Genomic DNA, 23,360 nt, shown 5'->3' on the forward strand with positions numbered 1-23,360 from the left:
CCAAGTCCCATGACGCACGAGTCCAGCCGGGTTTGACCAAAGCAAGGCGAGGGGGTGGAGATCATGCGGCGCTCTTCCGCCGTTTGTGGTGATGGAACCCGCTCGATTGAACACGGGCAATTGTTCCCGGTCTGCCTTGTTTTCAGCACGATTTGGGCAGCATCTAGGGTTGCTGGGGGCGCTGCTGCTATCTGCTATCGGGGGGCCGGTGGTGCCAAAATCTCTGATTATTCCGTTTGTGGTTGCCTTGCTGCCGCTCGGCGGCTGCATGCAGGCAACGTTGTCGCCGTCGACCGACGCAAGCATGACGCCGCGCGACAGGCAGTTGCTCGCACATACGCCTTACGCCCAGGCGAGCGTGCCTGAGCAATATCTGCGTCACGTCGTCGATTATCCGCGCAAGGAGCAGCCGGGCACGATCCTGGTCGATACCGACGCGCGCTATCTCTATTACGTGCTGCCCGACGGCAAGGCGATCCGCTACGGCGTCGCGGTCGGCGAGGAAGCCATGGCCTTCTCCGGCGTCGCGCGCGTCGGGCGTCTGGCGGAATGGCCGGACTGGGTCCCGACCGCAGAGATCCAGGCGCGCCTCGGGCCGTATCCGGCGCGCGTTCGCGGCGGGCCCGCCAATCCGCTGGGCGCGCGCGGCATCTATCTCTATGCCGGCAACAAGGACACGCTCTATCGCATCCACGGCACCAACCAGCCCGAATATATCGGGCAGGCGATCTCGTCCGGCTGCATCCGGATGCGCAATGAGGACGTGATCGATCTCTACGACCGCGTGAAGCTCAATTCGACCGTGGTGGTGCTGCCGCCCGGGCAGAACGCGCGCGTCCAGGCGGGGCCCAGCTGGCGCGGGTAAGGCGCGGGATTCTGCGCGTGGCGGTCGCGGCGCTCACTCAAGCGTGAAGGCGGGCGCGATCGGCGCTTCGTCGAGAGTGAAATGCTTCACAGCGGTTTTGCTGCGGTTGCGCTATGCCTCCATGGCTCGTTGCCATTGGAGGCATCATGCAGAAATTTTTTTATCCATTGAATGAGACTGACCGCCGCGTCGTCCGCAAGTGGCGGATCGTGACACTCGGCTTTTACGGATCGCTCCTGGCCGGCATGGCGCTCTATGTGGTGATGCATTGGAATGCGGAGGTCAATTACGCCTCGGTCGATTCCAGCGCGCACGCGAAAGTCGTCAGCACGCGGGCACGCTGACCTCTCTGCCACCGTGCCTTATTCGTCGGGTCGCGCGATGCGCCATTGCAGCGTCGTGGCGTTGCCATTGGCATCGCCCGGCGCCTTGTCGGCGGGTGACGTGTACAGCGGGCGGTAGCGGTAGGCCCACATCTTGCTGCCGTCGTTGCGGCTGATCACGGTGAAGTCGCCGACGGCCTTGGCGTCGGCCGTCGCCGACAGCGGCACCCAGCTCTCGGTGCACTTGCCGTTGCAGTTCGAGGTCTTCCCGGTGGTGTCGCGCTCGTAATAATAGAGCGTCATGCCCTTGAGATCGACCAGCTTGGGACCCTGCTTGGTCAGGACCACCTTCGCCGGTGCGCTCGTCGCCTCGGGCTTCGGCGGAGGAGGGGCATCGCCGCCATGGCCGTTCGCGAGCGCAGGAACGGTCGAGAGCGCGACCGTCGCGGCAAAAATGACCAATCTGCGCATTCCAAGCTCCAAACCGGCAAAGTTAATCGCGCGTTAAGCGCCGAATGTTTCCGACGGTAGCAGCCGAAGGTTAGTTCCAGGTTTCGCAGGCCTGCGGCAATTACGGACAAAACTGCGGGACCAAATCCCGGACTACACTTGCACCTCGCGCAGCGGGGCGCGGCTGAGCTCGTTGCCGGCGGCAATGGCCTTGCGCAGCAGCCGCATCAGCTCATCGCCTTCCTTCGCGGTGAGGCCGCGCAGCATGATGCGCTGGGCGGACTCGACCGCCGGCGTGATCTTGCGCAGCGTGCGCCGCCCCTCGTCGGTGATCTGGAGCTCGCGGGCGCGGCGGTCGCGCGGACTGGCGCGGCGCTCGGTAAGACCCTTCTGGACCAGGCGATCGATCACGCCGGTAATGGTGGTGCGGTCATAGGCGATGAGGCCGGCGAGCGTCACCTGGTCGAGCCCCGGATTGGCCTTGATGGTCGCGAGCGCGGCGTATTGCACCGGCGTGAGGTCGAAGCCGGCATCGCCGACCTCCGCCAGGAATACCGCCACCGCGATCTGCTGGAACCGGCGCGCCAGATGCCCGGGCATGTCGCTAGGATCGCTCACCGAATTCTCCTTGAGAGCAGGGAGGGGCGTGATTATTGACAAGTATACTGATAGTCAGCATACTGATCAATATCCAAACAGAACGTTTCCGGGAGAGGTGCTCATGCAATTCCATCTCAATGGATTCCAGCCTGGTGATCCCGAGATCGCCGATCCCGCCGAGCGCATTCAGGCTTTGCGTGCGCCAGGCGGCGCCGTGCCTGACGAGGTCGATGTGCTCATCGTCGGCTGCGGCCCGGCGGGCCTGACGCTCGCCGCGCAGCTCGCGCAATTCCCTGACATCAAGACCTGCATCGTCGAGCAGAAGCCGGGCCGGTTGCTGGTCGGGCAGGCCGACGGCATCGCCTGCCGCACCATGGAGATGTTCCACGCCTATGGCTTCAGCGAGCGCGTGCTGAAGGAGGCCTATTGGGTCAACGAGACCACGTTCTGGAAGCCCGACGAGCAGGCGCCGGAAAAGATCGTGCGCAGCGGCCGGGTGCAGGATGTCGAGGATGGCCTGTCCGAATTCCCGCATGTCATCTTGAACCAGGCGCGTATCCATGACGGCTTTCTCGACGTCATGCGCAAGTCGCCCGCCAAGCTCGAACCGCATTACAGCCGCCGCCTGCTGGATCTCGAGGTCGATCCGGCCGCAGGGCTCAGCGATCACGCCGTGACCGTGCGACTGGAGCGCGTCGATGTCGGAAACGAAGGGAAGATCGAGACCATCAAGGCGCGCTACGTCGTCGGCTGCGACGGCGCGCGCAGCACGGTGCGCAAGTCGATCGGCCGCGAGTTGCACGGAGATTCCGCCAACCACGCCTGGGGCGTGATGGATGTGCTGGCGGTGACCGATTTTCCCGACATCCGCTTCAAGGCGCTGATCCAGTCGGCGAAGGACGGCAGCCTGCTGATCATTCCGCGCGAGGGCGGCTACATGGCCCGCCTCTATGTCGAGCTCGCCAAGCTCGACGTCGGCGAACGCGTCGCCAACCGCAACATCACCGCCGATGACGTGATCGCGAAAGCGCAGCGGATCCTGAAGCCGCATACGCTCGATGTGAAGGAGATCGCCTGGTGGTCGGTCTACGAGATCGGCCAGCGCCTCACCGACAAGTTCGACGACGTGCCGGAGGCCGAGATCAATGCGCAATTGCCGCGTATCTTCATCGCCGGCGATGCCTGCCATACCCACAGCCCGAAGGCCGGGCAGGGCATGAACGTCTCAATGCAGGACGCCTTCAATCTCGGCTGGAAGCTCGCGGCCGTGCTGCGCAAGCAGTGTGCGCCACGCCTGCTGCATTCCTATTCTGCGGAACGGCAGGCGGTCGCCAAGGAGCTGATCGATTTCGACCGCGAATGGGCGGGGATCTTGGCGTCCGCTGCCAAGGCCGGCGGCGCCGATGCGGCCAAGACGCAGGACTATTTTGTCCGGCACGGCCGCTACACCGCAGGCACCGCAACGCACTACAAGCCATCGATCCTCACCGGCGCGGCGTCGCATCAGCATCTCGCCGAAGGCCTCGTCATCGGCAAGCGCTTTCACTCCGCGCCGGTGATCCGGCTCGGCGATGCCAAGCCGGTGCATCTCGGCCATGCCGCGCAGGCGGACGGCCGCTTCCGCATCTACGCGTTTTCGCCTGCGGGAGATCCGGCGGCCGCGGGTTCGGCCATTCGCGCGCTGTGCAATTTCCTCGCTGAATCCCAGAAATCTCCAATCCGGCGATATACGCCTAGAAGCGGCGATATCGACAGCGTGATCGATCTGCGCGCGGTGTTTCAGCAGGATCATCGCGAACTCGCCATCGAGGCGATGCCGCCGATGTTGCTCCCGAGCAAAGGCCGTTACGGCTTGTACGACTACGAGAAGATGTTCTGTCCGGACCTCAAGAGCGGCCAGGACGTGTTCGCCATGCGCGGCATCGACCGGAAGGCGGGCTGCATGGTCGTGGTGCGGCCGGACCAGTATGTCGCGACGGTGCTGCCGCTCGATGATTTTGCTGCGCTTGCGTCGTACTTCGACGGCTTCATGCTGCAAGCGAGCTGAGGGCAAAACAGCGCTTCCAGTGCTGTGCCGATGAACGGCGAATGAATATTGAACCGCGTGCGGCGCGCATCTTGATCTTTCGACGGATGCGACGACCGCCCGCGGAACGCTCGGTTCAATGGCGCGTTCGGCCTTGAGAGGAGGAACACGCCATGAGACTGAAAAGCGTTTTGGTTGCAGCATTGCTGCTCGCCCCGACGGCCGCGCTGGCCGCGCCGGGCATCGTCACCGTCTCGACCGGCCTGCGCGCCGGTCCGGGTTCGGGCTTTCCGCTGGTCGATCGCATCCCCGAGGGCGCCCGCGTCAACATCCACGGCTGCCTGCGCGGCAATGCCTGGTGCGACGTGAGCTTCTCGGATGATCGCGGCTGGGTGTCATCGCAATATCTCGAATATCTCTATCGCAACCACTACGTCTATCTCCCCGATTATGTCGACGAGATCGACGTGCCTGTCGTTCCCTTCGCGCTGGCCTCGTACTGGTCGAGCTATTATGAGGGGCGGCCTTGGTATCGCCGCCACACCTACTGGAATAATTACTGGACCTCGCACCAGCGCCTCGCGACACAGATGACGATCGATCCGCGTGCCGCTCGTATCGGCCGCGCGGCGACGCGCGATGCCGCGGTTGCGTTGGGGCGTGAGGGTGTGCACGCCAGAGGCAATGTGAATGGCAATGTCAGGAGCGATGCTGCGGTCTCCGGGCGCGACGCCGCGACTGCACGCCACGACGCCGCCATTGGCAGACGCAACGCCGCGGTGACGACGGACCGGGCTCGCGTCGGGCAAAGCGAGCGCTTCGCGCATGAGCGGGTCCAGGAGCGGGCCAATGTCCAGGGCCGCAATCCGCGCGATGCGCAAGCGCGCATGATGCATGAGCAGGCGGCGGGCCGCGCCGCGGTGCGTGCGCAGCCGATGGCGCGTGCGCATGAAGCGCCGCGCGTGTCGGCCGCACCTGCAGCGCGCCCCGCAGCGCCGCACATCGCTCAGCCCAATGTGAGCCATGGCGCGCCGATGAACGCCCATGCGCAGATGCCGGCGCCGCGCGCGGCGGCGCCTGCGATGCCGCATGGTGGCGGCGGCGGTGCTCCGCACATGAATGCTGCTCCTGCTCCGCATGGCGGTGGCGCGCCGGCCGGCGGCCCCGGCGGCGGTCATCAGAAGCACTAACGTTGCGACGAAAGCCCGGCCTTCGCGCCGGGCTTTCCGTTTCGATGCGGGCGAGTTCCCTGCGCGTACAATTTAAAAAGGTTCTTCGCGGGCAGATTTCATCGATCGTAAGATGTCTACCCAAAGATGTCGGCATCCACTCGGGGCAGCGGGGCACGGGAGGATGACGATGAGACAGAGTCAGGCGGAAACGCGCCGCCAAAATGTCGCGAAGCGTTCGATGACCAAGGAGGCCAAGCAGCTGGCCGGCCTGATCGCCGGACTGCGCAAATCCCTCGACGGGATTCACAAGGAGCGGGCGAGCTCCAAGCTCACTGGCGCCGAGATGGGAATGCTCGACGAACGCCGCAACAACCTGCTGCTCACCATCGCAGCCCTGGACGATCGCCTCTCGGCGGTGCAGGGGCTGATCGATCTTGGCCGCCCTCACGTGATCCGCGTGCACTGAGCGGATTGCAGGCGCTTAGCGGTTCCGTCGCGGCGGCGATGGGCCCGGGCCCGGCTGGCGATTTTGCATAGCATAGGGATTGGCGTAGCACTGGGCGGACTGCCCGGATGCGGTCGCCGCGCATTGCGCCATCGACATGAAACTGCAAGCGATGGAGCTGCCGTCGAGGGTATAGACCTCGATGCAGACGGGATAACGCGGATCGTAGGTCTGCGCCTCGGCCGGCACGGAGCCGGGCAAGCCCGCGCCAAACAGGCTTACGACAAGCAAGCTCACGACAAGCAGAATCGCGTTTTTGACGCGTGACATGATCAACCTTCTTCGTTCAGGCAGGATCCTGGCACAATGCTGCCGTGGATGGCACCAAATTGCCACGCTCCTGGCGAATTGCCGCCAAAGCCCGCTGCCACGACGGGGACGGGTGGCAGGGCAACGCAAGGGGATGCGCATTGGCCTATAAGATGGTCGCAGAACGCGACAACGAGAAGTGCAGTTTTGCCCGCGAGAGCCGGTTGCTGATTGTGGCGAAGGCGAGGGTGTGGGCGAGCGAGGGATGGCAGGTTGTCATCACCGACCAGGACGGCAAGTCGTATACTCCGCCCGAATTCGATCAGTTGTTGGCGGCGTGACTGCGCAACGCGGCTAGGGGACGACTGGATTTGACGACGGTATTTCGAACGGGGCGCGAGATAATCGCGCCCTTGATGACTCTCGCAGCCGCTGCGGCACTGACGGCGACGGTCGCGTCCGCGCAAAATCTCGACGCCGGCAAACCGCCCGCAAAACTCTTCGCTGACGGCTGCGCCACCTGTCACCGCAGCCCGCGGGGATTGGCGAAAGGGCGCTTCAGTGTAACTCTCGCCTGGTTCCTGAAGGACCATTACGCGACCAGCCCGGACTCCGCCAAGGCGCTCGCTGCCTATTTGCAATCCGTCGATGAACCGCCGCCAAACGCCGCGGGCAAGAAGCCTCGCGCAAAGCCTTCCAAGTCGGCGTCGCGTCCGCCAAAGCCGGTTCAGAGCCCGTAGCCCGGATCGAATGCGCTACGTGCGCCGATAGGTCTGCGCGATCAGGCGATCGTGCACGGCGCGAAGGTCGGCGTTCATCCGTGTTTGTCCCGTCGTGACATAGGACAGCCAGGCGCCGTCGGCGGCGAGGCGGACGACATGGAGCTCGGGCGTTGCGTCAGTCGCGCGATGGCGCTTCAGGCGCGCCTTCATCCAGTCGTTCCAGAGCCGGCGCAATGACGGATCGGTGACGACGACCATGCTCAGCGCCGCCCAGGGCGTTGCGAATCCGAATGCCTTGCCGGTGAACACCGCATTGACATAGGCGCGTGTAAAGCTGCCGCGCGGCTTGGGATCAGTCTCGATGGCGGCGTCGATCTCGGCATCGACGCGGGCAAGGAGGTCGGCGAACAGCCCCTCGATCAGCGCCTGCTTGCTGCCGAAATGATGAAACAGCCCGCCCTTGGTGACGCCGGCGGCCGCCGCCACCGCCTGTACTGTGACGCCCGACACGCCATGGTCCATGGCGATCGCCGCGGCGCAATCGAGCAGGGCGCGCCGCACCTGCTCGGGCTGCTTGGCGCGGGTGTAGGCGCTTTCCGCCATCAATGCACCGTGGTCTCCGAGAACAGGTTGATGACCACGACCCCCGATACGATCAGCGCGATGCCGACAAAGGCCGCGGCGTCCAGCATCTGGCGGAACAGCACGAAGGAGACGGTGGCGGTCAGGATGATGCCGACGCCGCCCCAGATCGCATAGGCGATGCTCAGGGGAATGACCCGGATCGCCACCGACAGCGCGTAGAACGAGGCGACGTAGAACAGCACCATGGCCAACGTCGGCCACGGCCGCGTGAACTGCGCGGACTGCTGGAGGAGGGCGGACGCCGTGACCTCGAACACGATGGCGAGGGCAAGGGCAGCATAGGCGTTGAAGGCGGAGGTCATGGTCAATCAGGTGTTTTTGCTCGAAAGATACCGCGCGGTAGGTATGTTTAGCACGCGGAACATGGCTTTTGGCTGGACCAGCTATCACGAGTGAGTGACGCGCCTGCGACAGGCGGGGAACACGGCACGAAGCCGCCGCACGATGATCGTGCGGCGGCTTCGAATGGTCGCAGCGGCTCCGGCGCGCGTCAGTTGATCCGCACGGAGAGCTCGACGTCGTCGGCAAAGGCCGTGGACATGTAGCCGCTGCCGGGCCTGCGCACGCGTGCGAGGTAGTCGGGGCTGAAATCGGCATTGTCGGCGACGACGATCGCGCCCGGCCTGAGATGGCCTTCGACCAGATCCAGGATCTCCGGGTAGAGCGCCTTGGCGCCGTCGAGCAGCACGAGAGCGATCGTCTCGGGCAGATCCGTGCGAAGCGTCTTCAGCGCATCGCCCTCGCGGATTTCGACGAGATCGATCAGGCCGCCGGCCGACAGGTTCTCCCGCGCCCGCACGGCCTTGGACGGCTCGAACTCGCTGGTGATGAGACGGCCGCCGCCATTGTCGCGCAGGCCCGCGGCAAGGTGCAGGGTCGACAGCCCGAACGAGGTGCCGAACTCGACGATCGCCTCGGCGCGGGAGCTGCGCGTCAGCATGTAGAGCAGCATGCCGGTCTCGCGCGACACCGCGAGCGGTGCGTCCTTCAGCCGGCCATAGAGCTCGGCATAATCGGTCTTGCTCCGCATCATACGTGCCCGGTCGGCATCGGACAGGTCGGCGACGGCGGCTTGCGTTGCATCGCTTGCGGCTTCGGCCTCGAGAAACAGGCGGTCCAGCAGCGGCGCAAGCGATGTGATGGTCGGGGTGGTCATTCGAGGTCTCCGGGATCGGTGGGAAAGCGCGTGCTTGCGCGGAGTCTGAAATACGACTAATTCGTCGCATTTCCTATTCGCATTGCCAGGGTGTGCTATGGCCGACCGTCGAAGCCGTTCAGTTTCCTCACGAAAACAGCCGCAACAGGCCCGCTCCACCGAGCTGGTGGCGGCCATTCTGGATGCCGCTGTTCAGGTCCTGGCGAAGGAGGGCGCGCAACGTTTCACCACGGCGCGGGTGGCGGAGCGGGCCGGGGTGAGCGTCGGGTCGCTCTACCAATATTTTCCGAACAAGGCCGCGATCCTGTTTCGCCTCCAGAGCGACGAGTGGCGGCGTACGAGTGAGATGTTGCGCGGCATTCTCGAAGACCGCGCGACGCCGCCCCTGGCTCGGCTGCGCGCGCTGGTCCATGCCTTCATCCGCTCCGAATGCGAGGAGGCGGCGATCCGCACGGCGCTCAGCGACGCCGAGCCGCTCTATCGCGACGCGCCCGAGGCGCAGGACGCGCGGGCCGCGGGCGAGGGCATTGTCGCGGCCTTCATGCGGGAGGCATTGCCCAAGGTCTCGGATGCGACGCGCGAGCTCGCCGGCGAGCTGATCACGACGACATTGAGCGAGGTCGGCAAGCGGTTCTCGGAGACGCCGCGCAGCGAGACCGAGATCGCGCGTCATGCCGACGGGCTGGCCGACATGTTCTGCGCCTATCTCGCGGAGCTCGCGCGAGGCCGCGATCATTCCTGACATCCGCATTTGCGGCCCAATATCGTTCGGACTCGGGGGGATATTGGGTTAGCCTCGCATCGTCCTTCGTCCAGCCCGAGCGCCGCCATGCATGTCCTCCGTCCCCAATTCCGCATCGAGGAGCAGCGCGCGCTGGAATTTGCCGCAAGGCGCGGCTTCGGCGTGATCGTGGCGGCGGATGAGCGCGGCCCGCGCGCCTCGCACGTGCCGTTCGTGCTGTGCGAGCGTGACGGATGCGCGATCGTGCAGGCCCATTTCACTGCGAAGAATCCGCTTGTGTCGCTTGCGGACGGCAACAGGCGCTTCCTGCTGATCGTCGCCGGCGATGATGCCTACATTTCGAACGACTGGTATTCCTCACGCGACAACGTCTCGACCTGGCTTTACGAGGCCGTGCATCTTTCGGGCGTGGCGCATCTGCGCGGGCTGGATCAGAACCGCGGACATGGCGATGCGTTGCTGGCGGCCTCTGAGGCGCGGCTTCCGAAACAGCCCTGGGATCTCGCGCAGATGGAGGGCGGCAAGCGCGAGAGCATGCTGGCTGCGATCTGCGTCGTCGATATCGTGGTGGACCAGATCGAGGGGCAAGCCAAGCTCAACCAGCACAAGCCCGATGCGGACCATGTCGCCGTGGCAAACCAGCTGGCGCGCTCGCAGGAGAGCGGACACCGGCGGCTGGCACGCAAGATGAAGGCGCTACGGCCGGAGCTCGGGTATGAGCTCCGATAGCTTGCCACATTCAGCATTTGACCGTACGGACCTCCGCATGCTCGTCATCTCCATTCAAAGCCAGGTGGTCCACGGCCATGTCGGCAACAGCGCGGCCGCCTATGCCATGCAGGCGGAGGGCGTGAACGTCGCGGCGGTACCGACGACGCTGCTGTCAAACCATCCGCGCTATCCAACCCTGCGCGGACGCGTGCTGGAGACCGAGCTCGTCGCTGATCTGCTGAGGGGTGTCGAGGAGCGCGGTCTCGTCGAGGAGGCCGCCGTGCTCGTCACCGGCTATCTCGGCTCGGTCGGCAACGCCGCCGTGATCGCCGATTTCGTCGAACGGGCGCTCACGCGCAATTCCAAGCTGGTCTATCTCTGCGACCCCGTGATCGGCGACGATGGCCGCGTCTATGTCGCCGACGGCATTCTGGACGTGGTGCGGCACCGGCTGCTGCCGGCCGCGAAGACCACCACGCCGAACCAGTTCGAGCTCGAGCTGCTGTCGGGCATCAAGATTGGGGACGCGCAGGGTCTGCGCGCAGCGTGCGCGGCTCTCGCGGGGACCAGCCGCATCGATGTCGTCGCTACCGGCTGCACGCTCGCCGATACGCCAGCCGGGCAGGTGGAGACGATCCTCTGCGCGGATGGTCAGTTGTCGCGCTTTGCGACGCCGCGTCTGCCGATCCGTCCCTACGGCACTGGCGATCTCCTCACCGGCCTGATTGCGGCGCATCTGGCGAAGGGCTTGGCCATGGACGCGGCAGTACGGCTCGCCGTCGACACTATTTTTGCGGTGCTGGTACGCACACAGGATGCCGGCACCGCCGAGATGCGGCTCGTGCCGCTGCCGATACCGGAGCCCAAATCGTAACGAGTCAGGTCGCGCGCTTACTGGCGGATTGCGCCGACTTCTGCGGCTTGGCCGAGCTCTTCTGCTCGCGCGCAGCATGCGCCTTCGCCTTCGATGGCCTGGTGCTGGCCACAGCCCGCGCCTTCTTGGACTTGGTGTTCGCGGCTTCCTTGCGGTCGCTCGCGCCGCCGCGCTTCGAAATGTATTCCTTGCCGTCGATCGGGCCGACATGCGGCGGATCGCGGTCGAGATAGGGCCGGCCGACGCCGAGCGCCTTGCCGTTGGCGTCGACCCATTTCCACAGGATTTCGGTCGAGACCCAGCGCTGCGCGCGATTGTTGCCCTGGGTGCTGACGATGTCGGCCGCCATGCCGTGGCCGTAGCCGCCGCGCGTGCTGCCGCCGTGATAGGAGCGATCGGAGGCGGCTTTCAGGCCGCTCGCGATTGACTGGCGATAGTCGTCGCGGAACGCGCTGGTGATACCGGGCGAAAGGCCGGCGGCTTCGGCGGCGAGCAGCGTGCGGAACAGTTTTCGCTTAAAGCTCTTGTCCATGCCGCCGATGACATAGTCCATCATCGACATGCCGGCGTGCTCGGCCGCCTTCGGGTCCTTCCAGCCGAAATCCTCGTCGACCAGCTTGGTGAAGCTGCGCATCACGGTGACCGTCTTGCCCCTGCGCTTGATGGAGACGGCGCGGCGCTCCTGCACCTTGATGGAGTCTTCCTTGGGCGTGCGCTGGTAGAGCGCCCAGAGATAGCGGTCGATGCAGGCGTCGATGACGAAGCATTCGTCGAGCACGGCGACGGTGTCGGCCGGCGGCGATGCCTTGCTTGGGGCTGGGGTGGGTCCGCCCGTAATTGCCGCGGGCGACGGTTCGTCGGTGGTCACGATCTCGGTGGGATCGGCGGAGGCAATCTTGACCGGCTCGGGCGCCGGTGCAGGCGGAGCCTCGCTGACGACGGGCTCCGGTTCCGGCGAAATCTGCGGTGCGGGCGGCGGTTCCGCCGGCACGATCAGCGCCGGATCAGCCGAAGCGAGCTTGACGGCCGGGGCGGGCTCCTCGGACGCCGCTGGTTCCGCGATTGGTGGGGCGACCGCAGCGGCCGCCGCGATGTCGGCCGTCAGCGCGATACCGTCCTCGAGGGTCGCAGCGTGCGGAACATCGGCGAGCTCGAGACGGATGAGATCTTTCGCACGGGACACCGAGGCCGCATTGGCGCCGCTGTTCTCGATGAGCGCTGGAGCGTAGGCGGAGAGGGAGAGCGCCAGCCAGCCGGCCATCACGGCCGAAGGGCACGCGACAGCCACAAGAAGAGACCGCCGATCGTTCATGATCCCTGCCTCCAAACGGTTCTGTTCAAAACCCGTCTTGTCCGAACAGTCTTGATGCAAACAGTCTTGCACGGAAAGGCATGTAGCGGCGTCGATTGTTCGGGGGACGATGTGGCGGCGCAATGGCGCAAATGGCTTACATTGGGCTTTTCGCCTGGGTGTTGCGCAAGAGCAACGCGAGTTCCATCGCAGTTCGGGTGGGGAAGCACCGGAAAAGGCCCGCAAATTCAAGGTTCTTTGTCGACAAATTGAAGCGGATGGATTTACTCAATCTTGGATTGATCAGGTGCATCTCTCCCGTGCCGGCAACGTCCGGTAGAGTTGGGAAGGACACGATAGTGAAATTGAAATCCACGCTGGCCGCTTTCGCCGCCGATGAGTCCGGCGCCACCGCAATCGAATACGGCTTGATCGCAGCGGGCATCGCGCTGGCCATCATCGAAGTGATTTACGCACTCGGGACCAATCTCGTCGCAAAGCTGCAGGCGCTGGCAACGGCGTTGAAATAGAACGTTGCGCGAGGCTCTCTCGTCATTGCGTTCGCAATGACGAGTGGAGGAGCGCGGCGTTTTGCCCGGTACGTCGCGGCAACCTTGCTGACGTGTGTGCGTTGATCGGCCATGACGCATTCCTCGCTTCGTCCCATGGACGCCTTCGATCCCTCCGAGCCCGCCATCCTGCATGATCGCGTCTCGGGCACGATTATCACCTGGACCGCCGATCAGGCCGACGATTACCGGCGGGCCAGCCGGTTGCGGGGCGATGGAACAGTGGTCTGGAAGGCCTATGTTTTCGACGGCTGGGGCAACGTGATGGGTGGTTAGCCTCGGGCTGGGAGGGAACGCGCTTAGGGAATTGGGCGCGTTAGGCATATCGCCATGCATGTTGCGCGATATTGCGTTGCAGCAATGCATATCGCAATGCAGCAAATCAGGCTTACATGTGCTCCGCACTTCTTCCAGGAGCATCACCATGAACAAGAAGACTTTGTCGATCGCAGTTGCCGCCCTCGCCATCGCGGGCTCGACTGCCACCTTCGCCGGCGAATTGCCGGCCTACGAGGCCAATGGCATTCCGGCTTCGCCCCTGCAGGTCCGCGTGCTCGGCGCCAAGAATGTCGAGCAGCAGGTGACGGCACCCGCCACCAGCGTGACGGCGCTCCAGGTCAGCGTCCTGACCCCGCGCAAGGTGAAGACGGCGACCGTGACCACGGGCTCGGCGCGCTGAGCTTGACGCGACACGCGCGCATCGTGCCGCTGTCGCGATGTTGAATTCGCGGCCTTCGATGCGCGACACTCCGGAACCGCGCTCCCATTTGGAGCGCGGTTTTTCTTTGCGGCGCTCGACAGCGAATTTTCGTGTTGCGTGCGCGGATCGAGAATCCGGAGATGAAAAGGGAAGTGCGATGCCGTCATTGTGTACGGCCGTTCAAGACGCGTGTGATCTTCTTAATACTTGTTTTGCAGATCGCGGCGCCTGATGCGCACGCCGCATATTGAGCGGCCAATTCTGGAATCATACCGGAGCCGTCATGCCTGTTGCGCAGAAAGCCGTTGTTGCAAGTACTTCGCCGCGTGAATTCATCGTCAAGCATCTCGCCTTGTTCGCAGCCGCCGCGCTGTTCGTGTTCGTGCTGAGCCTGACCTACGGGCTCGATCTCAGCCCCGGATTTTTCTAAAGCCGGCTACGCATTCTTCGATGAACGCAGGCTCGATGGCGATCTCCCGTAGAGCTCGGCGAAGGCGGCGTTGAAGCGGCGCAGGCTGCCGAAGCCGGCCTGGAACGCAATGTCCGTCATGGTGTGATCGCCGGCATCGAGCAGGCGTTTGGCGCGCTGGACGCGTAGCGTCTTCGCAAGCTGCTGCGGCGTCGCGCCGACATGGCGCTCGAACAATCGCGCCAGATGCCGCGAGGAGATGCCGAGCCGCATTGCGAGCGTCACCACCGAATTCTCGTCCAGCGCACCTTCATTGATCAGCTTCACCGCGCGCGCCACCGTCGAGCGCGTGCCGTTCCAGGCCGGGCAGAACGGTGCGGTCTCGGGACGGCAGCGCAGGCAAGGCCGGAAGCCTGCGGCCTCGGCTGCGGCGGCCGTCGGATAATAGACGACGTTGCGCGTCAGCGGTTGCTTGGCCGGACACACCGGGCGGCAATAGATGCCCGTCGTCTTCACCGCCGTAAAGAAGCGGCCGTCATAGCGCGGATCCCGGCGCAGGCGCGCGGTGTTGCAGTCTTCAAAACTCAGCATGGCCCGATGATAGCGCATGCCGGCGCTCTGGGAAGAGCCGCGGGATGACCGAGTCCGATTGTGGCGAGCCGCGGCGCGGGCACCGGCTTAGAACGCGGCCCTCAACGCAAGCCGGGGTATCGCATCGTGACCAGTTCGAAAGACGTCGTCCTCAACGCCTGGAAGACTTTTTCATCGCGCGACAAGGATCGCATCGCCGCGCTCTTCACCGACGACGCCGAATGGATCGCCCCGAAGGGCAACGCCACCGCGGTTGCGCTCGACCATACCGACCACATGGTCGGCGCGGAGCAGATCGCGCGCTTCATCGCGCAGGAGATGCACAGGATGTTCTCGGAGATCGATATCGCCTTTCGCGGCGTCTATGCCGACAGCGATATCGTGATCGTGGAGGAGCGGATGCGCGCGACGCTCTCCAGTGGCAGGCATTACGAGAACGACTATTGCTTCGTGTTCACGGTGGCTGGCGACAAGATCCGCGAGGTCCGGGAATACATGGATACGCGCAAGGGATGGCGGATGGTGTTCGGCGAGGAGGGGTGATGGCATTCGCGATGCGTGCCAGCCCTGCACCGGCGTGGGTTGAGCCTCACCACGCACTGACATAAGGCTTCCCCATGGATCAGCGGACGAGCGGCGCTGACGCTCTCACTCACAAGACTGATGCGACGCCGGCGCTGCTCGGCGTCGTCTGCGGCCTGTCGGCGGCGCTGTTCTGGGCGCTCGGCTTTGCCGGCACGCGGCATGGGCTGAAGGTCGGCTTCACGCCGGTCGATCTCCTCGTGCATCGCTATGTCTGGTCGGGCATCGCGTTCCTGCCGCTGGTGTTGCGCGCGGGCATCTCCGATCTCTGCGGCATCGGCTGGGGCAGGGGCCTCGTGCTGATGGTGCTCGGCGGCCCCGTGATGGCGCTGATCTCCTATGCCGGTTTCATGTTCGTGCCGCTCGGCCATGGCAGCGTGATCCAGCCCTCTTGCGCCACGCTCGGCGGACTGCTGCTGGCGGCTGTGTTCCTGAAAGAGAAGATCTCAGCCTCGCGTCTTATCGGCGCCTTGGTCATCGTCGGCGGGCTCGGCGTGATCGGTGCCGAATCGATCGGCCATATCGGGGCCGACGGGGTGCAGGGCGACCTGATCTTCGTGCTGACCGGATTGATGTTCGCCGGCTTCGGCGCGCTGCTGCGGCATTGGCGCGTCTCCGCGGTCTCGGCCGCGCTGGTCATCAACGTGCTGTCGCTGCTGCTATTGCCGGTCTACCTCGCCACCGGCGGCCTCGCTCGACTGGCAGCAATTGGCATCAGCGAGAACGCCATCCAGGCGCTGGCGCAGGGCGTGCTCGCAGGTCCCGGTGCGCTTTATCTCTACGCCGTCTCGGTCCAGCGCCTCGGCGTTGCCCGCGCCGCCGTGTTCCCGGCGATCGTGCCGGCTCTGACGCTGCTGGTCGGCTGGCTGCTGCTCGGCGAGGCCCCGACCACGCTGCAGCTGGCGGGACTTGGCACGGTGCTGTGCGGATTTTACCTGGCGCAGCGGCAGCGCTGATTCCCGTCGAGCGATCAACCTCCCGTCATCGTGAGGCGGCAATTGCCTGCTAGTGCTTGTGCCCCGCCGTCGCCGGCATAGCTATGGGAGACGCGGATTTCCGCGCCGCCCCCTTTCAGGTAAAATCATTGCATGAGCGAGATCGAAACGCTGTTCGGTGTGCTGCGCCAGTCGGTCGACGAGGACGTCGTCGACCTCATCGAGCGCATGGTGCGGGAGGCGCCGGACCATGCGCTCTCCAAGATCAACCCGCTGCATCTGGCCGGCGAGGCCAGCCTCGATGAGGAAGAGGTGATCGGCGCCCTCTTGCGCGCGGTCGGGCTCGGCATCCTCGAGATGACCTGGAGCGTGATGTGCCCGAGCTGCGCCGGCGTGCTCTCCGCCAACAAGAGTCTGAAGACCGTCAACAGCGCGCAGTATCATTGCGCGTTCTGCGCGGCGGGCTATGAGACGACGCTGGACAATCTGGTCGAGGTGACCTTCACGGTCAGCCCGCGCGTGCGCAAGATCGCCGCCCACAATGCCGACGAGCTGTCGCTCGCCGAATATTATCGCCAGGTGTTCTGGAGCTCGGCGATCGACCTCCCCACCGATGTGGATGCGCTCATGCGCGAGCTCACGCTCGAGGCCGTCGACCTGCCGCCGGGCGAGCGGGCGATCCTGTCGCTTCAGATTCGAGCGGGCATGCTGATCCTGTTCGATCCCGTGACGCACACGGCGCAGTTCATCGAGGTCAAGGGCGAGGAGACCAGCGAGCGCCAGAACCTGGCGCTGATCTTCAACAAGGCCGACGTGCCGGTCGATGCGGTCACGCTTCGGCCAGGCGCGCTCAGGCTCACGCTGGAGAACCGCACCGATACGCGCGTGCTGCCGGCGGTGTGGGTCGCGGACGGGCGGCTCGATGCCGTCCTGACGCGGCGGAGGCCCAGCCTCACCGCAAAGCGGCTGCTCACCAACCAGACCTTCCGCGATCTCTACCGCACCGAGACGCTCGCCATCGGCCAGCGCCTGAAGATCCTGAGCCTGACCTTCCTGTTCTCTGATCTGAAGGATTCCACCGGCCTCTACGAGCATGTCGGCGACCTCGTCGCCTTCGATCTCGTCAACGAGCATTTCCGGCTGCTGCAGGAGATCATCGCCGCCGAGCGCGGCGCCGTGGTCAAGACCATCGGCGATGCCGTGATGGCGACGTTCGAGACCCCGGACCGGGCGATCGCCGCCGCGATCCGTATGCGCGAGGCCATGAGCGAGCTCGGGGCGCAGCGCCAGCAGCAGGGGCTGCTGCTGAAGATGGGCATCCACGAGGGATCGTGCCTTGCGGTCACGCTCAATGGCCAGCAGGACTATTTCGGCCAGACCGTCAACATCGCCTCGCGCGTCCAGGGCCTCGCCGCCTCGCGCTCGATCGTGGTGACGGAGCAGGTTGTGGAGAATGCCGAGACGCGCAACCTGCTCGAGGCCGGCGGCCTCGTTCCAACCCGCCGCAGCGTTGCGCTGAGCGGGATCGCGGAACGGGTGTCGGTGTACGAGATCCCCTAAGTCCGAATTGCGGGTGCGGCACCATCCCGGATTGCGCGTTGCGCTATCCGGGCTACGCTGCCCGCCATGAGCATCCTCCTCAACATCGACGTCCCTGATGTCGCCGCTGCCACGACCTTCTACACCGCCGCGTTCGGCCTGACGGTCGGACGCCGCTTCGGTTCCGACTTCGTCGAACTGCTGGGCTGGCCGGCGCCGGTGTATCTGCTCACCAAAGCGGCCGGCACGATCGGCGCGGGCGGTGACCGCCGTCGCTACGAGCGGCATTGGTCGCCGCTGCATATCGACGTCGTCGTTGACGATGTTGATGCCGCCGTTGCGCGCGCGCTCGCCGCCGGCGCGGTGCTTGAGGTGCCCGCATGCGATGCGCCCTATGGGCGGATCGCGATGCTGGCCGATCCGTTCGGGCACGGGTTTTGTCTCTTGGCGTTCAGCGCGAAGGGGTACGACGCGCTGCTTGATGCGGAAGCGTAGCGTCGTGGCGATGCGAGTCCGGCAAAAGTTCGAAAACAACCCCATGCACAGTAGAAAACAAGCGGGATTTCAACGCCGGGCAGGGCGTGGATGGCCGGGACGAGCTTGGCCATGACGGCGTGGGGGCCAGGCTGCCCAAAGCTCCGATGCCATATGCGATTGACTGGGTCGCGGCGGTGAGCGCGGATCGACTTCGGCGATACCGAAATATCGTTTGACCCGTCGGGCAAAACAGGGGCATGATGCCAGGGTGGCGCCGGTGCGACGGAAGCTTGTGCCGCGCTGGGGCCGCGGAGCGACATGCCAGGCAAGCCGAAGAAAAAACCGCAGAGAAAACTGAGGACGTACCAGACCTCGCTCGGCTTCTACGACCAGGCGGTCGCCGCACCCTCGATGAAGGCGGCGCTGGAGGCGTGGGGCGCGAGCTCCAATCTCTTTCATCAGGGCGTTGCGAAGGAGACCGAGGACCCTGATGTCGTCGCGGCGACGATGGCAAGCCCCGGCGTCGTGCTGAGGCGCCCGGTCGGCTCGAACGATCCGTTCACCGAGAACGCCCAGTTGCCGACCGATCTCGGCGACGGCGAGGCCAGTCCCAAGTCCAGGCCCAAACGCAAGCCCAGGGCGGAAGCGAAGAAGCGTCCCGTCAAGGCCGCACCCAAGACATCGCGCAAGGCCGACGATCAGGCCGCGCGCAAGGCCGCCGCGGCTTTCGAGAAGGCGGAGCGGCGGCGCGAAGCCGAGCGCCGCAAGGAGGAGGACGCCCGCGCCAAGGCGCGCGCGCGACGGGACAAGGCTGTCGCCACGGCCGAAGCCGCGCTGGACGAGGCGAGGCGGGAGCGCGAGGCGCGCGCCGCGGCGATCGAGGCCGAGCGGGCCGCGCTCGACGAACGCGCTGAGGCCGAGCAGACCCGCTGGGACAAGCAACGGCGGAAGCTGGAGGACGCGCTGCGCCGCGCGCGGGAGTAGGCGGGCGCGGGTTGCTTGGGGGGCGTGTATGGAGGCGGCTTCCCTGCGGCCATCCTTCGAGACGCCCGCCTTGGGCGGGCTCCTCAGGATGACGACGGAGTGTGCGGCAGCAGTTTCAACGGCGCAGTGCTGCTTAGCCTCATCCTGAGGAGACCGCGGAGCGGTCGTCTCGAAGGACGAGGCGCTCGCTCAGGCCGTGCGAAATGCCCACATGCGACCGCCCCGCCGCGGATGGGAGCAAATCCTTTACCATGGCGGCCGGTCGCGGACGCGGCGGTGGAACATTAGGAGTTTTGCGAAAAACTCTGCGCTAGCTTCCCATCCGGAATTTGCGGCTGCGTCGGATACCTCGTCCGGCTGCCGCGAGCGTACGGGAGCTTTCATGAGCGATCATCGCGCCGCCGTCAGGCATCACACGCTGCGGACCGGCATTGTCGAGTTCGACAACGGCGCCGGCAGCGTCATCAGCGTGCCCTGCACGATCCGCGATGTCTCCGGCACCGGCGCGCGCCTGCAGCTCAACAGCTCGGCCTGGGTGCCGGAGCAGTTTTCAGTGATCTTCTCGAGCGGACTGCGCAAAGCCTGCCGGCTCGCCTGGCGCAAGGAGCGGCTGATCGGCACCGCATTCGCGGACGGCTATGCGAGCCCGGAGGAGCAGGCCGCCATGATGACCGCGGACGAGCAGTCCCGGCACCGGCTCGGCATCGGCGCGCGTGTCAAAGCCGCGCGCGAGAGCCGCGGCTACACCGAAGCCCAGGTCGCCGAGCGCATCGGTGTTACGCCCGCCTTCGTGGCACTAGCCGAGACCGGCGAGGCGGACATTCCGCTCTACCAGCTGATGCACATCGCCGATTTGCTGATGGTCAGTCTCGACGGGCTCGTGGCAGGGCCTGCGCCCGAGGACGCCGACGCGGCGTAGCGCTTCGCCCGCCGCACCACTTCGTCAATCAGCCGTGCGCCTCCAGGCAGGCGCGGACCTTGTCCGCCTGCGGGCGTGGGACGGCATGGGCGCGCCACTGCTCGCGCGTGGCGCCGGCAGCGGCGAGGCAGCGATTGATGTTGCGCTCATAGGTCTCGCGGGACATGCGATCGCGCTTGGCCTGGCAGGCGGGGTTGCCGCCGCACTCGTAAAGGGGAGCAGCCTCGGCCGCCGAGATGCCCACCGACAAGACCGTTACGACAAAAACCGTCATCAATTTGTTCATCAATCCCCCAAAAGATACGAATCGATTTGAATAATGACCAAACGTCTAGCGTGTCCAATTGGCCACTGCAATCCAAGGGGGTGCGCCGGTTGAGCCTGGACGTGGGACCGCCGACCCCACGAGGTTGCGGCCCGGAGAGCTGATCGGGGCGGGCGGCGAGCGAGAACCGACAGCGTTCATTCAAGCAAGTTGACAGCGAATTGGCTTGCCTTGCCTTGCATCCTTGAGCACTCTTCCCGCGAAGGAGATCAACGCATGAAGAAAATGACCCTCGCCTGTGCGCTCGGAGCCGCCGTGGCGCTGTGCAGCCTGGCAACGACAGGTGCTGAAGCCCGGACGCGGAAGGCTGTCGTCGTTCGCGCACCACAGGAGAGGCTTATCGTGACGGCGCCCGTGCTCCGGCCGACGCCGTGGGATTACAATGTCGTTCCGCGCTATCGTTATCGGCCTGAAGACGACCGCGTCGATCCCTACGGCCCGCCGCTGGTGCCGTCATATGTTCGTTATGAGGGATGGCGCTGGCCGTATTGGTGGTAGCGCCCCGCTCTCGTCGGGTGGGCAAAGCAACTTGTCCGCCGTAGCTCGAAGAGCGAAGGCGCGCCCACCATTCCCATCCGTAGAACTGGCTCGTGGGCACGGCGCAAGTGCGCCTTTGCCCACCCTACGGATATTCCCCGGTGCGGAGTTCGTAGGATGGGTAGAGCGAAGCGAAACCCATCAATAGTCGTCGTCGTGGAATGATGGGTTTCGCTTCGCTCTACCCATCCTACGGGCGAACCTGCCTTGCGAGCTCACCAATCCGGATCGCCGTAATAGGGATCCATGTAGGGCGGAGGCATCCAGGGGCCTCGCGGCGGCGGCCGGGGCCGCCGGGGCGCAGCGTCTGGTACGTGCGGCCGGGCACGCGCAGCCGCCTCGTTGTTCACACTGCGCACGACGGGCTTTGCGGCTGCGGGCGTCGATGACGCGGTCGGCTGCGTTTGCAGCGCCTGGACCTGCGCGGCGAGGCGGGCGGTCTCCGCCGCATCCTTCTCCTGCGCCGCCTTGAGCTGTTGAATGGTGTCGGCCTGCTCGCGCAGGGTCTGCTCGCTGCGGCTTTTCAGTTGCTCGAGCTTGCCGTTGATGCTCGCAAGCTCGCTCGTGATGGCCTTGAGCGATTGCGCGAGATCGGACGATGACGTCTCAGGCGCCGCGGCGCCAGGCTTTGGGGCGCTTTCCGTGTCCTTGGCTTGCGTGTCCTTTGCTTGGGTGTCCTTGGCGACCGGCGGCGCGGGCACCGGGCTCGCCTCATCCGCCGCAGCCAGCAGCACGGCCTGCGGCTGCGCCGGACTTTCCACAGCGGAGGCTTGCGATTGTGTGCTCGTGGCCGGCGGACCCAATCGGGCCATGATCGACTTGCTGATCAACTTGGCCTCATCGCGATATTGCGAAGCGAAGGCCGCGCCGAGAAGGCCGATCGCCAGCACGAGGCCGACCAAGGCGCGCATCATGGTTCGGTCTCCCTTCAGGCCTTGATCGCGAGGCTTGTCATTCGGAACCCTGGCATCCGGCGTCGGCGCCTTGTTTGCGGGACCAGCGGCCGCCGTCGCAGCGGCGCTTGCGTGCGAGACGGGCGGGCTTTCGCTGGTGCGTTCCATTCCGGAAACCAGCCGGTCCAGCCGAGCAAGGTCTTCCTCGGCGCTCTTGATCCGGTCATAGGCCCGCGCCAGCCCGCCGTCGACGCGCGCCTCGTCCGGCTTGGCGGCATCAGGCTTGGTGTCATCAGGCTTGGCGGCATCAAGCTTGGCGGCATCAGGCTTCGTGTCATCAGGCTTGGCGTTATCAGGCCTGTCGGTCTCGGGTTTGGGGTCGTTCGTCTCAGGCACCGATGCGCTCTCCATCCGGTCGGGCGTCAATGGGAGGCAGTCCGATCGCTGGAAGGATAGGTCTCGCCGCTGTCCGACACAACGTGTGTGCAAAGGTAAAATTATGGCGGGCCCGGGAGCTGGGCGGAGTGAGCGTAGGGTGGATTGGCTCCGCGACTGCTCAAGCGCAGTTCGCAGGATGGGCCGAGCGGAGCGAAGCCCATCAACGTCGATGATCGTATGATGGGCTTCGCAAGGGTTCTACCCCTAAGGGCTTCCGGCCACGCGGCTCGGAATACGCAGCCGCCGCTAAAGCATGATCCCGAAAAGTGCGAAGCGGTTTTCCGAAAAGATCATGCGCAAACAACAACCTAAAGCGCGAGGACGATTCATCCCAATCTCATCGCGCTTTAGTGATGTGTTGCGCGGATTTCGAGCGTCGTCTGGGTGAGCCTGGCCACGAACCCCTCAAAATGCATGACCCTTTGTCTGGTCATTTGTTCATGCAGCTCGGCGATCTCTTGGGATTTGGCGACGAAGGATTCGCACGCCTGTTTCGCGTACGCCATCTGAAGCTCAACGGCCTCGACGGGTGAGCGCGCCGTCGCGAGCTGTCCCAGGAAGGTCCAGGCGTGCTGGAGCGACGTCCTGATGTAGTCGCCATAGGCATCGGCAATCGCCTGCGCGCCGGCCTGGAAGGGTTCCCTTGGTGCGACGGGCGCGGTTGCAACGATCTCTATCCCGGACGGCAAGGTTGCAGCCGAGGGAACCTGCGCGCCGATCAGTCGGCTCGTCTCTACCTCGGTCTCTTGCCTGTTCTCTTGCTTGTTTTCTTGGCTGTTTTCTTGGCTGTTCTCCTGCCTGTTCTCTTGGCTGATCTCCGCCGAGGCATCCGGCACTTGATGCGCCGCAGTTGCGTGGTGCTCGCCGGCCCCGGTCCGTTGCCCGGCCTTCTTCTTGCCGCCGCGCCGGCCGGATTTTCCCGTTGGCTTATTTTCTACCGAACTCAACATTGCAAATGGCTCCCGAATATCGCTGAAGCCGCAAGCCTCCGTCCCGTTTGCGCTGAAATCGCGATTGTGGGTTGTCACTTGCGTGGCGGCCATGTGATGAGATTTTGCCGGATGCTGGTAGAGCGTGGGGTGGGTTGGCCCTGCGGACTGCGCGCAGCGCAGACCGCTTGGCGTAACCCAC

32 protein-coding genes are annotated in these 23,360 nt (G+C 65.1%); 21 read left to right on the forward strand and 11 right to left on the reverse strand.

Annotation, left to right across the window (positions count from 1 at the left end; translation table 11 throughout):
- Window positions 1-268: 268 nt before the first annotated feature.
- Window positions 269-865 (forward strand): L,D-transpeptidase, encoded by a 597-nt coding sequence (locus WN72_RS22760; RefSeq protein ID WP_051395241.1) that lies wholly within the window; start codon window positions 269-271, stop codon window positions 863-865.
- A gap of 146 nt (window positions 866-1,011) precedes the next feature.
- Window positions 1,012-1,209 (forward strand): hypothetical protein, encoded by a 198-nt coding sequence (locus WN72_RS22765; protein WP_027557747.1) that lies wholly within the window; start codon window positions 1,012-1,014, stop codon window positions 1,207-1,209.
- A gap of 18 nt (window positions 1,210-1,227) precedes the next feature.
- Here WN72_RS22765 and WN72_RS22770 read toward each other — a convergent pair whose 3' ends face one another.
- Window positions 1,228-1,659 (reverse strand): COG4315 family predicted lipoprotein, encoded by a 432-nt coding sequence (locus WN72_RS22770; protein ID WP_027557748.1) that lies wholly within the window; start codon window positions 1,657-1,659, stop codon window positions 1,228-1,230.
- Window positions 1,660-1,791: 132 nt separating this feature from the next.
- Window positions 1,792-2,256: a MarR family winged helix-turn-helix transcriptional regulator gene (locus WN72_RS22775; protein ID WP_092216167.1), complete on the reverse strand. Its 465-nt coding sequence runs from the start codon at window positions 2,254-2,256 to the stop codon at window positions 1,792-1,794.
- Between the two features lie 103 nt (window positions 2,257-2,359).
- Here WN72_RS22775 and WN72_RS22780 point away from each other — a divergent pair, with 103 nt between their 5' ends.
- The 3 genes from WN72_RS22780 to WN72_RS22790 all read left to right on the forward strand — a co-directional run bounded on the left by WN72_RS22780 (window position 2,360) and on the right by WN72_RS22790 (window position 5,902).
- Window positions 2,360-4,285: an FAD-binding monooxygenase gene (locus WN72_RS22780; protein WP_167380819.1), complete on the forward strand. Its 1,926-nt coding sequence runs from the start codon at window positions 2,360-2,362 to the stop codon at window positions 4,283-4,285.
- 152 nt (window positions 4,286-4,437) lie between these two features.
- A complete protein-coding gene (locus WN72_RS22785) occupies window positions 4,438-5,454 on the forward strand; it encodes an SH3 domain-containing protein (protein WP_092216169.1) in 1,017 nt (338 codons plus the stop codon).
- A 169-nt stretch (window positions 5,455-5,623) separates the two neighbouring features.
- Entirely contained in the window at window positions 5,624-5,902 is a 279-nt protein-coding gene (locus tag WN72_RS22790; RefSeq protein ID WP_027557752.1) for a hypothetical protein, read from the forward strand.
- A gap of 15 nt (window positions 5,903-5,917) precedes the next feature.
- Here the strand turns inward: WN72_RS22790 and WN72_RS22795 are convergent, their stop codons facing one another.
- Window positions 5,918-6,211 (reverse strand): DUF3551 domain-containing protein, encoded by a 294-nt coding sequence (locus tag WN72_RS22795; protein WP_092216171.1) that lies wholly within the window; start codon window positions 6,209-6,211, stop codon window positions 5,918-5,920.
- Window positions 6,212-6,351: 140 nt separating this feature from the next.
- Between WN72_RS22795 and WN72_RS22800 the strand changes: the two genes are divergently transcribed.
- Together WN72_RS22800 and WN72_RS22805 are read left to right on the forward strand one after the other, a co-directional pair.
- The gene (locus WN72_RS22800; RefSeq protein ID WP_027557754.1) at window positions 6,352-6,531 is read left to right on the forward strand and encodes a hypothetical protein; all 180 of its coding nucleotides are present in this window, start codon (window positions 6,352-6,354) and stop codon (window positions 6,529-6,531) included.
- Between the two features lie 75 nt (window positions 6,532-6,606).
- Entirely contained in the window at window positions 6,607-6,930 is a 324-nt protein-coding gene (locus tag WN72_RS22805; RefSeq protein WP_027557755.1) for a hypothetical protein, read from the forward strand.
- A 15-nt stretch (window positions 6,931-6,945) separates the two neighbouring features.
- Here WN72_RS22805 and WN72_RS22810 read toward each other — a convergent pair whose 3' ends face one another.
- The 3 genes from WN72_RS22810 to WN72_RS22820 form a co-directional block, all read right to left on the reverse strand.
- A complete protein-coding gene (locus tag WN72_RS22810) occupies window positions 6,946-7,515 on the reverse strand; it encodes a TetR/AcrR family transcriptional regulator (protein ID WP_092216172.1) in 570 nt (189 codons plus the stop codon).
- Window positions 7,515-7,859, reverse strand: coding sequence for a DMT family transporter (locus WN72_RS22815; protein WP_092216173.1), 345 nt, complete (start codon window positions 7,857-7,859; stop codon window positions 7,515-7,517). Before WN72_RS22815 ends, WN72_RS22810 begins: the two co-directional genes overlap by 1 nt.
- A gap of 188 nt (window positions 7,860-8,047) precedes the next feature.
- Window positions 8,048-8,713, reverse strand: coding sequence for an O-methyltransferase (locus tag WN72_RS22820; protein ID WP_092216174.1), 666 nt, complete (start codon window positions 8,711-8,713; stop codon window positions 8,048-8,050).
- Between the two features lie 97 nt (window positions 8,714-8,810).
- On the opposite strand from WN72_RS22820, the gene WN72_RS22825 reads away from it, so the two are divergent.
- From WN72_RS22825 to pdxY, 3 genes are all read left to right on the forward strand, one after another.
- Window positions 8,811-9,455, forward strand: coding sequence for a TetR/AcrR family transcriptional regulator (locus WN72_RS22825; protein ID WP_092216175.1), 645 nt, complete (start codon window positions 8,811-8,813; stop codon window positions 9,453-9,455).
- Between the two features lie 87 nt (window positions 9,456-9,542).
- Window positions 9,543-10,184 (forward strand): FMN-binding negative transcriptional regulator, encoded by a 642-nt coding sequence (locus tag WN72_RS22830; protein ID WP_092216176.1) that lies wholly within the window; start codon window positions 9,543-9,545, stop codon window positions 10,182-10,184.
- 37 nt (window positions 10,185-10,221) lie between these two features.
- Window positions 10,222-11,040, forward strand: coding sequence for a pyridoxal kinase (gene pdxY, locus WN72_RS22835; RefSeq protein ID WP_027557761.1), 819 nt, complete (start codon window positions 10,222-10,224; stop codon window positions 11,038-11,040).
- A 4-nt stretch (window positions 11,041-11,044) separates the two neighbouring features.
- On the opposite strand, the gene WN72_RS22840 is transcribed toward pdxY, so the two are convergent.
- A complete protein-coding gene (locus tag WN72_RS22840) occupies window positions 11,045-12,352 on the reverse strand; it encodes a hypothetical protein (RefSeq protein WP_027557762.1) in 1,308 nt (435 codons plus the stop codon).
- Between the two features lie 338 nt (window positions 12,353-12,690).
- Between WN72_RS22840 and WN72_RS22845 the strand changes: the two genes are divergently transcribed.
- The 4 genes from WN72_RS22845 to WN72_RS22860 all read left to right on the forward strand — a co-directional run bounded on the left by WN72_RS22845 (window position 12,691) and on the right by WN72_RS22860 (window position 14,030).
- Window positions 12,691-12,861, forward strand: a complete 171-nt coding sequence (locus WN72_RS22845; protein WP_084334171.1) for a Flp family type IVb pilin — start codon at window positions 12,691-12,693, stop codon at window positions 12,859-12,861.
- Window positions 12,862-12,972: 111 nt separating this feature from the next.
- Window positions 12,973-13,176, forward strand: a complete 204-nt coding sequence (locus WN72_RS22850; protein WP_027557764.1) for a hypothetical protein — start codon at window positions 12,973-12,975, stop codon at window positions 13,174-13,176.
- A 148-nt stretch (window positions 13,177-13,324) separates the two neighbouring features.
- On the forward strand, window positions 13,325-13,579 hold the full coding sequence (locus WN72_RS22855) for a hypothetical protein (protein ID WP_027557765.1): 255 nt from the start codon (window positions 13,325-13,327) through the stop codon (window positions 13,577-13,579).
- A gap of 304 nt (window positions 13,580-13,883) precedes the next feature.
- A complete protein-coding gene (locus WN72_RS22860) occupies window positions 13,884-14,030 on the forward strand; it encodes a hypothetical protein (RefSeq protein ID WP_167336511.1) in 147 nt (48 codons plus the stop codon).
- A gap of 6 nt (window positions 14,031-14,036) precedes the next feature.
- Here the strand turns inward: WN72_RS22860 and WN72_RS22865 are convergent, their stop codons facing one another.
- Window positions 14,037-14,618 carry a bifunctional transcriptional activator/DNA repair enzyme AdaA gene (locus WN72_RS22865; RefSeq protein WP_208617496.1) on the reverse strand — a complete coding sequence of 194 codons (582 nt, stop codon included), beginning with the start codon at window positions 14,616-14,618 and terminating at the stop codon, window positions 14,037-14,039.
- A gap of 108 nt (window positions 14,619-14,726) precedes the next feature.
- Between WN72_RS22865 and WN72_RS22870 the strand changes: the two genes are divergently transcribed.
- From WN72_RS22870 to WN72_RS22895, 6 genes are all read left to right on the forward strand, one after another.
- Window positions 14,727-15,143: a nuclear transport factor 2 family protein gene (locus WN72_RS22870; protein ID WP_092216177.1), complete on the forward strand. Its 417-nt coding sequence runs from the start codon at window positions 14,727-14,729 to the stop codon at window positions 15,141-15,143.
- Between the two features lie 74 nt (window positions 15,144-15,217).
- Window positions 15,218-16,138, forward strand: a complete 921-nt coding sequence (locus tag WN72_RS22875; protein WP_092216178.1) for a DMT family transporter — start codon at window positions 15,218-15,220, stop codon at window positions 16,136-16,138.
- A 132-nt stretch (window positions 16,139-16,270) separates the two neighbouring features.
- Window positions 16,271-17,677, forward strand: coding sequence for an adenylate/guanylate cyclase domain-containing protein (locus WN72_RS22880; RefSeq protein ID WP_027557769.1), 1,407 nt, complete (start codon window positions 16,271-16,273; stop codon window positions 17,675-17,677).
- Window positions 17,678-17,743: 66 nt separating this feature from the next.
- Window positions 17,744-18,151 carry a VOC family protein gene (locus WN72_RS22885; protein WP_051377908.1) on the forward strand — a complete coding sequence of 136 codons (408 nt, stop codon included), beginning with the start codon at window positions 17,744-17,746 and terminating at the stop codon, window positions 18,149-18,151.
- A gap of 300 nt (window positions 18,152-18,451) precedes the next feature.
- Window positions 18,452-19,117, forward strand: a complete 666-nt coding sequence (locus tag WN72_RS22890) for a cell envelope biogenesis protein TolA (RefSeq protein ID WP_092216179.1) — start codon at window positions 18,452-18,454, stop codon at window positions 19,115-19,117.
- Window positions 19,118-19,499: 382 nt separating this feature from the next.
- The gene (locus WN72_RS22895; RefSeq protein ID WP_092216180.1) at window positions 19,500-20,036 is read left to right on the forward strand and encodes a helix-turn-helix domain-containing protein; all 537 of its coding nucleotides are present in this window, start codon (window positions 19,500-19,502) and stop codon (window positions 20,034-20,036) included.
- Window positions 20,037-20,064: 28 nt separating this feature from the next.
- Here WN72_RS22895 and WN72_RS22900 read toward each other — a convergent pair whose 3' ends face one another.
- Complete coding sequence (locus WN72_RS22900; protein WP_244553744.1) at window positions 20,065-20,322, reverse strand: hypothetical protein; 258 nt, start codon at window positions 20,320-20,322, stop codon at window positions 20,065-20,067.
- A gap of 255 nt (window positions 20,323-20,577) precedes the next feature.
- Here WN72_RS22900 and WN72_RS22905 point away from each other — a divergent pair, with 255 nt between their 5' ends.
- The gene (locus tag WN72_RS22905) at window positions 20,578-20,859 is read left to right on the forward strand and encodes a hypothetical protein (protein WP_028146306.1); all 282 of its coding nucleotides are present in this window, start codon (window positions 20,578-20,580) and stop codon (window positions 20,857-20,859) included.
- 254 nt (window positions 20,860-21,113) lie between these two features.
- On the opposite strand, the gene WN72_RS22910 is transcribed toward WN72_RS22905, so the two are convergent.
- A complete protein-coding gene (locus WN72_RS22910; protein ID WP_092216181.1) occupies window positions 21,114-22,202 on the reverse strand; it encodes a hypothetical protein in 1,089 nt (362 codons plus the stop codon).
- Window positions 22,203-22,576: 374 nt separating this feature from the next.
- Window positions 22,577-23,272 (reverse strand): phasin family protein, encoded by a 696-nt coding sequence (locus tag WN72_RS22915; RefSeq protein ID WP_092216182.1) that lies wholly within the window; start codon window positions 23,270-23,272, stop codon window positions 22,577-22,579.
- Window positions 23,273-23,360: the final 88 nt, after the last annotated feature.

Origin of the sequence: Bradyrhizobium arachidis, assembly GCF_015291705.1 — a bacterium.
GTDB classification, from domain to species: domain Bacteria; phylum Pseudomonadota; class Alphaproteobacteria; order Rhizobiales; family Xanthobacteraceae; genus Bradyrhizobium; species Bradyrhizobium arachidis.